Source organism: Chamaesiphon sp. OTE_20_metabat_361, from assembly GCF_031364565.1.
In genome coordinates, this window is sequence record NZ_JANLWO010000071.1 from 1 (window position 1) to 8,282 (window position 8,282).

The window sequence follows — 8,282 nt, forward strand, 5'->3', positions numbered from 1 at the left end:
GTCATCTTCGAGTTTAAGAGGAGGGACTTGCACCCTCATCAATTAGACAGTTCAAGCCTTGAGTTGCTACATGTCTGGTAGCCAGCTTGGAAGTATTATGTACGGACTTTCACCGTGATTCATACTTCAACGAATCGCACCTGATTTCCCATTTGAGCAGCTCACTGGACAGCCACTGATTTATGCCTCGATGGGGACTCTCCAAAACAAGCTGATTGGGGTGTTTGAAAATATTGCTCAGGCGTGTGTGGGGTTAGATGCTCAGTTAGTCATTGCCCTGGGTGGTGGTAATCCAGCATCTCTACCAAATTTACCTGGTTCTCCCCTCGTTGTGGGCTATGCGCCACAGTTAGAGCTACTGCAAAAAGCTACTCTGACCATTACTCACGCGGGTATGAATACTGCTTTGGAATCTTTGAGTAATGGGGTACCGATGGTAGCGATTCCGATCGCTAACGACCAGCCAGGGGTGGCAGCGCGGATTACATGGACGGGTACTGGAGAGGTAATAAGTCTCCCTAAATTAACTAGTTCCAGACTACAGGTAGCAATCGAGAAAGTGTTGACGGAAGATGCTTACAAACAAAATGCCACGAGGTTACAAGCAGCAATTCGCCGTGCTGGGGGAGTGAGTCGAGCTGCTGATATCGTCGAACAGGTGGCGCAGACAGGTCAGCCAGTATTGGCTCAAACATAGTTACTTAATTGATGTTTAAGTAAGCTATTTCCCCAAAATAGCAGGAGAGCCAATAATTGCAGCATAATAATATGGCTAGATTTCTCATTTGGACGATTTCAGTAGCTGGGCATGTGAGTCCGGCTATGCCGTTGGCATAGCCGATCGGAGATAATTATTTTGGTCGTTCGAGGCTCACTCGATCGAGAGGCATCGTTGAATGAACTTCGCGATCGCAAGCATTATGCGTCGATATATTGGATTGCAGATGTCCAGAATACTCAGATTTATGCTGTTGAAATGTTCGTTGGCGAAGCCTCTCCTTCGGAGAATCGCGGTAGCCGCAGAATCGATCGTTCTCTGGTATTTCCGAACTTATCGATCGCCACGATCGCAGAAGCATTAAATCGTAGCAAAGAAGCAGACCAATCTCAATTCGGGCAATGGCTGATGAGTCAATTTCAGGGATAATAACTAAGCTAAATATGAGAAAAGAGTAGTGTCAAAACGTCAAAATATTTCCACTGGCTCCAAATGGGAACCCATCATCGGTTATTCCCGCGCCGTCAAAATCGGTAACACCATCCATGTCTCTGGTACCACCGCCTCCAACGCAGCAGGCGAACTCGTCGGTATCGGCGATGTCTACGCCCAAACCAAACAAATCATCCTCAATATCGAATCCGCCCTCCACCAAGCTGGAGCCAGCCTCTCAGACGTAGTTCGCACCCGCATCTACTGTACTAACATCGAAGAATGGGAACTCATCGGCAAAGCCCACGGTGAATTCTTCAGCGAAATCCGCCCTACGACTGCAATGGTAGAAGTCAGCCGTCTGATTTCCCCCGATATTTTAGTCGAAATTGAAGCTGAAGCGATCGTTCAGTAGATTTCAGATTGCACTAATCTCTTACTCCTCCCCTTATAAAGGGGAGGGAGCCAAACCCTAGATATATTAAGACATCTAATACTCTCTAATCTCTAAACCATGAATAGCAAAATCTCCACTATCTCCGGTACCGCCATCCCCCTGACAGGTAATGACATCGATACCGATCGCATTATCCCCGCTAGATTCCTGCGCTGCGTCACTTTTGACGGTTTAGGCGCAAGTGTATTTGAAGACGATCGAATCCAGCTCAAAGGCGCTCACCCATTCGATTTACCCCAATTTCAAGGTGCAAATATTTTAGTCGTCAATAGCAACTTCGGTTGCGGTTCTAGTCGCGAACATGCACCTCAAGCCTTAGCTAAATGGGGTATTAAATTAGTTATCGGCGAAAGCTTCTCCGAAATCTTCTTTGGTAACTGCGTCGCGATGGGTATTCCCTGTCTCACCGCCAATGCTGCCACTACAACCCGTCTGCAAGAGATTTTGCGGACACACCCCAAGAGCGCAGTTACCGTCGATCTGAACGCGTTACAGGTACAGTGTGGTGAGTTTTCTGCCCCAGTCTCGATCGGGGAGGGTTCCCGCCAACAATTAACCAATGGCACCTGGGATGCCTGCGGACAATTAGTCGCAAATCTCGATCGAACCAAAGTCACCGCAGCAAAGTTACCTTATGTTTCTTGGTGAACTATCCCCTATCCCCTATCCCCTAACGCCTAAAGTCTAAAATCTAAAGCCTAAGTTGGTAATTGCCAGCGTTCCGACTCGACATGAGCGATCGCAAATGAGTTACCACAGCCACAGACATTGGTTGCTAGGGGATTTTCAAACCGGAAACCTCCACCCATGAGATCCTCGGCATAATCTAACTTAAGATTGTCTAAATATGCCAGGTGGTGACGATCGATTACTACCGAAATACCATCGACATGGCAAACTCGCTCTTGCTCTAGGATCGAGTCTGTGAAATCGATCGTGTAGTAAAAATTTTCACACCCACCATTTGTAAAACCGACGCGCAAGTTAGTTTCAACTAGATTGCGCGCCATTTGCATTCGTTTAATTTCGGCGATTGCTGCCTTGCTAATCTCAATCACGATCGATCCAATCTGAATTTATGTTCGATTGTACGCTCTTTGGGGCTTCCCGATCGAGTGTAGCCGCGATCGGGAATGGCAAGATCGACTAGTTGCTAGCCGTTATTTCTCGCATAGTCATCTTCAAACCGAACGATATCATCTTCACCCAAGTACTCGCCATTTTGGACTTCGATGATTACCAAGGGAATCACGCCGGGATTTTCTAGTCGATGCTTGGTGCAAGCCGGAACGTAAGTAGATTGATTGCTGTGTAAAATTTCCTCTTTATCGTCGCAAGTTACCATTGCCGTGCCACAAACGACGATCCAGTGTTCGCTACGATGGTAGTGCATCTGAAGGCTGAGGCGATGTCCGGGCTTGACCTCGATTCGTTTGATCTTGTGCCCTCTACCTTCTTCTAAAATCGTAAAAGAACCCCAAGGACGTAACTCTGTTGCGGCAACAGTACCTGTGGGTAGCGACGGTGTTGGTGTAAGATTGGGTGTTTTGGTTTGGGTCATAAATTTTGAAATTAATGATTCTAGCGCACCATGCTTTGAAGTTTAACAGTCATCCGATCGCTACTCTATCAAAAGCGGTAGGTCTTCCGAATCGTCAAATATACCGATTCAACTGCACAAAAACGATTTCTGAAAAATTACCTTACTTACTTCTAAAAAATATCATTATTTCGCCCGATCGGGGGTGATCTTTGCGATTGTTATCGATCGCGCTGCGACTCAAGCCATGACAACAAGCCAATTAAATTGTTAAATCTTACGATAGATTTACTTAATAAACATCGGAAGCAGCAATCTAAACCCACTTTTCGCCATCCACTATCCACTATCCACTAAAACACTGTCTTGATTCGCTAAACCGTCGGGAAACCCGACGAGCGCGAATCGCTAGTAACTTTGTTTTGATGCAAGATTTGGTATTATTGAGCTTCGGTAGGATCGATAGCAGTAAAGGTGGCTTGGGTGAATTTATTAGGTGGGGATATCTTGGGTGCGGTGGCACTAGGATTGTTATCGTGTCAGGGTGCGGCTAGTTTGATTCTCCTGTCGCGATTGGTAAAAGGGGCGGTACGTCGTCCGCCGTTGCTGCCACAGCTTGCGACGCCAGATCGAGCTGGGAGTGTGAGTGTGGTCGTACCGACGCTAAATGAGGTCGATCGCATTGCGCCCTGTTTGCATGGATTGAGTCAGCAAGGCGCTGTAGTTGAGGAAATCCTCATCGTCGATAGCAATTCTCAAGATGGGACGCGGGAGCTGGTTAAAGAGGCTGCTAGCGCCGACTCTCGCTTCAAGTTGATGACTGACGATCCGTTACCTGCGGGTTGGGTGGGTCGTCCGTGGGCGTTACATTGGGGATTTTTAAGTAGTTCGGCTGAGAGTGAGTGGATTTTGGGTGTGGATGCGGATACTCAACCTCAACCGGGACTGGTAAATAGTTTGGTGGCGGCGGCGATCGAGGAGGGTTACGATTTAGTTTCACTATCGCCGCAGTTTATCCTTGAGGATGCGGGGGAGTGGTGGCTGCAACCTGCGCTCTTGATGACTTTGCTGTATCGGTTCGATTCGTCTGGAGTGCGAGCGCAATCGCCCGATCGAGTAATGGCAAATGGGCAGTGCTTTTTAGCACGGCGAACAGTATTAGAACAATTGGGCGGTTATACTAGCGCGGCGGGTTCTTTTTGCGATGATGTGACTTTGGCGCGAAATGCCGCCAAGCAAGGATTTAAAGTTGGCTTTTTGGATGGAGCCAAGGTAATTCGGGTGCGGATGTATGCGGGGATGGCGGAAACATGGCGCGAATGGGGACGCTCTTTGGATCTCAAGGATGCGACGACTAAGCCGCAGCTATGGAGCGATTTGGCGTTACTCGTTTTGGTGCAGGGTTTACCAATTCCGCTGACGATCGCTTTTTGGAGTCTTGGGGGATGGGAAAATTCGTTCCTGACATGGCAACTGGCGATCGGTCTAAACTTATTTTTAGTTATCGTTCGATTTGCCCTATTACTAGCGATTTATCCTTCCTATGCTCGGGAAGGGTTTTCATGGGCTTCGCTATCCTTCTGGCTGTCGCCGCTTGCCGATCCAGTGGCAGTTTTAAGGATCTTTCTATCGGCTTTTCAACAACCAAAACAATGGCGGGGTCGAGTTTATTAGACTCGCGATCGCCATCTCGATGGTAATCGGTCGCGGTCATAAATATTACTACGCAAAATTGGCGATCGACAGTGACTTGCCATAAATTTAGTCACGCTCGATCGCTAACTTCAATATTAGCAAGAATTAATAGAACTATTCTGCTGGCTCGATCGTACTAGTCAAACCGTGACTTTTGAGGACATCACAATAGTGTTCTGCATGTTCTTGATTGCAGACGATTACCAGTGCCATTTCATTTTGATGTGCTTCCATCATGACGCTAATTGCACTAGTTTCAGACATATTAGGAATCGTAGTTACCAATACTTGAACTACATGTTCCATGCTATTAAAATCATCGTTGTGAAGCAGCACGCGGTAATTAGGCGCGAGCTTACGAGATGTAGAACGCTTCTCTATGGTCTCAACAGACACGTTTTCACTCCCTCTTTTACTAAAAATAGACAACTTTATCCATTATGCCGCAATCAGCAGGGGATTTGCTGGAGCTAGCTGAAATGTCTAAACTAAGAGAAGCAGCGCCATCATCCTCCACAGTTAATCGCACCCATGACAACAACTACACCGCTAATTTCCACCCAACCGATTCCCGGTCAATTTTGGCAGTGGCGAGGAGAGCAAATTTATTATGTCATGGCAGGAGCATCCAGCGCTCACCGACCGCCGCTGCTACTGATTCATGGATTTGGCGCATCGACCGATCATTGGCGCAAAAATATTTCCGAATTGAGTCAAGAATTTCAGGTGTGGGCGATCGATCTGTTAGGTTTCGGACGGGCGGCGAAGCCAAGTTGGACGTATAGTGCGGATTTGTGGCGTACCCAAATTCATGACTTTATCACCGAAGTTATCGGTCAACCTGTTGTCATCGCAGGCAATTCACTCGGGGGTTACACCGCATTATGTGTTGCCGCCGAGCATCCCGATCTAGTTGCTGGCACAATTTTAATCAATAGTGCTGGCCCGTTTACTAGTAGCACTCATCCCAAGGAACCAAATCTCTTCCAGAAGGCGGTAAGTCAACTCCTGACGGGCTTTTTGCGGCACCCGATCGGGAATTCACTGCTGTATAAATTCGTACAGCGCAAGGCATTTATTCGTAATACACTCAAGAAGGTCTATATAGACCAAAGTGCCGTCACAGACCAACTAGTTGATGAAATTTATCGTCCTTCATGCGATCGAGGTGCGCCGCAAGTATTCGCTTCGGTATTTACCAATCAGCAAGGCGAAAAGGTCGATGTCTTACTCGGCAAAATGCGCTGTCCGCTGCTGATGCTCTGGGGTGAGGGCGATCCGTGGATCGACGCACGTCAGCGCAATGAGAAGTTTCAGGAATATTATCCCCAGTTGCAGACATATTATCTCGATGCTGGGCACTGTCCCCACGATGAAATTCCCACTCAAGTAAATGCCTTGATTCATAATTGGGTCAAAGAATATTGTCGCTCGATCGATTAATTAATCTTGTAGCAGTCAAAAAATACTATCGATCGCATCATGAGTAGTTCGCAACTTTTATCACGGATCTCGGTAAATCATAATATCTGCGTTGGTAAACCCTGCATTAAGGGACATCGAATGTGGGTATCGCTCATCCTCGATTTTTTGGCTAGCGGTGAGACGATAACGGAGATTCTCGAAGAATATCCTCAACTCGAAACGGAAGATATTCTGGCTTGTATTGCTTACTCTGCTCTATGAGCGCGATCGTGCAAATCTAACTAGTTTTAGCCAGACGCAAACAAGAGACAGGCTTTGATATCAGCTTCTACTAAGCCTTCATATTCTGTCAAGATTTCTGTTACAGTTGTATCGTGAGCGAGCAGATTTAAAATATATTCAACAGTCAAGCGCGTTCCTCTGATGACTGGCTTACCTGTCATAACTTTAGGATTAGTAGTAATTCGGTTCAACAGTTCTTGGTCTGCCATTATTTTTAAGTAATGAAAGTCATAATTATTATTTTGTTCGATCGTGGCGCAATTACTCGATCGAGCCAAAAATCCGCCACTGACCCAGAATAGCTGGTAGCATCGATCGTAAAGATCGGCGGAGTTAATCCATATGAAATTAAATACAAGCCCTTTCTGGTGAAGGAATCTGCTCACTTAAAGAATCTTCGTCTGCTTTCTCAAGAATTTCCTTCACTCTTTGCTGCTGTTCTTCTGGCGAAATCCATTCAAACACAATATTATTTTGCTGACCTTCGATCGGTTCTATATGTCCGCGCTCTCCCGACAGAAACATCATTGGAATGCGATCTGGAAAAGCGGGACAAGTACCATCAAAGCTGTAGTGCTTGCAGATTGGACATCCTATTTTGTGCTGATTCATAGTTGCTCCAATTGGTGTGTGACTACTTGTTCTTTCTCAAAGATAATTACCAAAGTTCCAAGCCCACGAATCTCAATGGAGTCAAAACCTCGCTCTATTAAAAGTATAGTTATTGCTTTTGCTTGCTCATCATCATAAGGAATTTGTGCGCGATCCTGAAACCTCAAAAATTCAATGCTGCTCTGAAATATTTTAGGGTTGTTCGACCGTACCATGACTGTCAAAAGTCTGGGTTCTGATGCATCTGCATATTGCATTGCATCGTACCTATTAAAAGCTAGATAGAAGCCATTTCCGTAACTGTTGACAAGATTGGAATCGAGAATGATTCCCTTTGAGGTAATGCTTTCCGCATTCCTGCGGCTAGTCCCATGATAAAAATCTTGCCCTTGGTAGTAGCTATCTCTAGTATATTCCTCCGCTTCAGATTTTGACATCATTGGCTTCCAGTTCACCTGCTTTCCTCAATCCAACCACTTGATTTTTTCACATAACTAAGCACATATCGATCGTTGGCGTAGCCTACCGTTAGGTAATCGTCATTCAGATCGATCCAAAAATGCGCCACTGATCCAGAATAGCTGGTAGCATCGATCGCATATCTACTATTCTAAGGCGACTATATTTATGACTACTGCTGCTCGCACTCCAGCATTTGCCGAAGGGATTCAATATTTTGGGGAACAGTTACCAGGCTTCGATACCTATGGTAAAACACCCGCGATCGCATCTGGACAAACGAGCATCGCTGATGCCAACAATCCCGCCGCTGCTTTTCAAACCTTGCTCTATGCCGACGCACTGCGCTATCTGACGCTCCAAATTTGTGCGAGTAAGGCTTCGGGACATCCGGGTGGATTTGCGAGTCAGGCTGAAGTCTACGCTTCACTGGTGATGCTGGGACATAAGAATATTCTCACGGAAGTCGGACATCATGCACCAGGATTTTATAGTGCGATGTTTCTCGACAAGTCGCTTGAAGCGATGGGCATCAGTACGGTGCAACAATTACGCGATAAGTTCCGCGAAAAAGATGGGCTAATCGGGCACTTGTCGGGCTTTATCCCTGGTATTCTCGCTCCAGCAGGGCCACTCGGTCAAGGTCAACATTTCGCGATGTC

12 protein-coding genes and 2 pseudogenes are annotated in these 8,282 nt (G+C 46.5%); 8 read left to right on the forward strand and 6 right to left on the reverse strand.

What is annotated here, in order from left to right; genetic code table 11:
* Positions 1 to 145: 145 nt before the first annotated feature.
* The 4 genes and pseudogenes from RMO35_RS01860 to leuD all read left to right on the forward strand — a co-directional run.
* Positions 146 to 697 (forward strand): annotated as a pseudogene (locus RMO35_RS01860) (glycosyltransferase); the annotation flags it as partial.
* A gap of 195 nt (positions 698 to 892) precedes the next feature.
* Positions 893 to 1,147, forward strand: coding sequence for a hypothetical protein (locus tag RMO35_RS01865; protein WP_309738159.1), 255 nt, complete (start codon positions 893 to 895; stop codon positions 1,145 to 1,147).
* Between the two features lie 28 nt (positions 1,148 to 1,175).
* Positions 1,176 to 1,565, forward strand: coding sequence for a RidA family protein (locus tag RMO35_RS01870; RefSeq protein WP_309738161.1), 390 nt, complete (start codon positions 1,176 to 1,178; stop codon positions 1,563 to 1,565).
* Between the two features lie 99 nt (positions 1,566 to 1,664).
* Positions 1,665 to 2,255: a 3-isopropylmalate dehydratase small subunit gene (leuD, locus tag RMO35_RS01875; protein WP_309738163.1), complete on the forward strand. Its 591-nt coding sequence runs from the start codon at positions 1,665 to 1,667 to the stop codon at positions 2,253 to 2,255.
* Positions 2,256 to 2,305: 50 nt separating this feature from the next.
* Here the strand turns inward: leuD and RMO35_RS01880 are convergent, their stop codons facing one another.
* Together RMO35_RS01880 and RMO35_RS01885 are read right to left on the reverse strand one after the other, a co-directional pair.
* Positions 2,306 to 2,665, reverse strand: a complete 360-nt coding sequence (locus RMO35_RS01880; RefSeq protein WP_309738165.1) for an iron-sulfur cluster assembly accessory protein — start codon at positions 2,663 to 2,665, stop codon at positions 2,306 to 2,308.
* Positions 2,666 to 2,760: 95 nt separating this feature from the next.
* Positions 2,761 to 3,168 carry a phosphomannose isomerase type II C-terminal cupin domain gene (locus RMO35_RS01885; RefSeq protein WP_309738167.1) on the reverse strand — a complete coding sequence of 136 codons (408 nt, stop codon included), beginning with the start codon at positions 3,166 to 3,168 and terminating at the stop codon, positions 2,761 to 2,763.
* Between the two features lie 453 nt (positions 3,169 to 3,621).
* Here RMO35_RS01885 and cruG point away from each other — a divergent pair, with 453 nt between their 5' ends.
* On the forward strand, positions 3,622 to 4,821 hold the full coding sequence (cruG, locus tag RMO35_RS01890) for a 2'-O-glycosyltransferase CruG (RefSeq protein ID WP_309738169.1): 1,200 nt from the start codon (positions 3,622 to 3,624) through the stop codon (positions 4,819 to 4,821).
* Positions 4,822 to 4,956: 135 nt separating this feature from the next.
* On the opposite strand, the gene clpS is transcribed toward cruG, so the two are convergent.
* Positions 4,957 to 5,238, reverse strand: a complete 282-nt coding sequence (gene clpS / locus RMO35_RS01895) for an ATP-dependent Clp protease adapter ClpS (RefSeq protein ID WP_309738170.1) — start codon at positions 5,236 to 5,238, stop codon at positions 4,957 to 4,959.
* 135 nt (positions 5,239 to 5,373) lie between these two features.
* Between clpS and RMO35_RS01900 the strand changes: the two genes are divergently transcribed.
* Together RMO35_RS01900 and RMO35_RS01905 are read left to right on the forward strand one after the other, a co-directional pair.
* Entirely contained in the window at positions 5,374 to 6,285 is a 912-nt protein-coding gene (locus tag RMO35_RS01900) for an alpha/beta fold hydrolase (RefSeq protein ID WP_309738171.1), read from the forward strand.
* A 39-nt stretch (positions 6,286 to 6,324) separates the two neighbouring features.
* Positions 6,325 to 6,528 carry a DUF433 domain-containing protein gene (locus RMO35_RS01905; protein WP_309738173.1) on the forward strand — a complete coding sequence of 68 codons (204 nt, stop codon included), beginning with the start codon at positions 6,325 to 6,327 and terminating at the stop codon, positions 6,526 to 6,528.
* Between the two features lie 26 nt (positions 6,529 to 6,554).
* Here the strand turns inward: RMO35_RS01905 and RMO35_RS01910 are convergent, their stop codons facing one another.
* From RMO35_RS01910 to RMO35_RS01920, 3 genes are all read right to left on the reverse strand, one after another.
* A complete protein-coding gene (locus tag RMO35_RS01910; RefSeq protein WP_309738175.1) occupies positions 6,555 to 6,758 on the reverse strand; it encodes a DUF433 domain-containing protein in 204 nt (67 codons plus the stop codon).
* A gap of 139 nt (positions 6,759 to 6,897) precedes the next feature.
* The gene (locus RMO35_RS01915; protein WP_309738176.1) at positions 6,898 to 7,161 is read right to left on the reverse strand and encodes a hypothetical protein; all 264 of its coding nucleotides are present in this window, start codon (positions 7,159 to 7,161) and stop codon (positions 6,898 to 6,900) included.
* Positions 7,158 to 7,616 carry a hypothetical protein gene (locus RMO35_RS01920; protein WP_309738177.1) on the reverse strand — a complete coding sequence of 153 codons (459 nt, stop codon included), beginning with the start codon at positions 7,614 to 7,616 and terminating at the stop codon, positions 7,158 to 7,160. Before RMO35_RS01920 ends, RMO35_RS01915 begins: the two co-directional genes overlap by 4 nt.
* Before the next feature lie 172 nt (positions 7,617 to 7,788).
* Between RMO35_RS01920 and RMO35_RS01925 the strand changes: the two are divergent.
* Positions 7,789 to 8,282, forward strand: a pseudogene (locus tag RMO35_RS01925) (phosphoketolase); the annotation flags it as partial.

Coding starts and splice junctions, on each gene's coding strand:
- leuD (WP_309738163.1), top strand. CDS start 1,665: ATGAATAGCAAAATCTCCACTATCTCCGGTACCGCCATCCCCCTGACA.
- RMO35_RS01885 (WP_309738167.1), bottom strand. CDS start 3,168: ATGACCCAAACCAAAACACCCAATCTTACACCAACACCGTCGCTACCC.
- RMO35_RS01900 (WP_309738171.1), top strand. CDS start 5,374: ATGACAACAACTACACCGCTAATTTCCACCCAACCGATTCCCGGTCAA.
- RMO35_RS01905 (WP_309738173.1), top strand. CDS start 6,325: ATGAGTAGTTCGCAACTTTTATCACGGATCTCGGTAAATCATAATATC.
- RMO35_RS01910 (WP_309738175.1), bottom strand. CDS start 6,758: ATGGCAGACCAAGAACTGTTGAACCGAATTACTACTAATCCTAAAGTT.
- RMO35_RS01915 (WP_309738176.1), bottom strand. CDS start 7,161: ATGAATCAGCACAAAATAGGATGTCCAATCTGCAAGCACTACAGCTTT.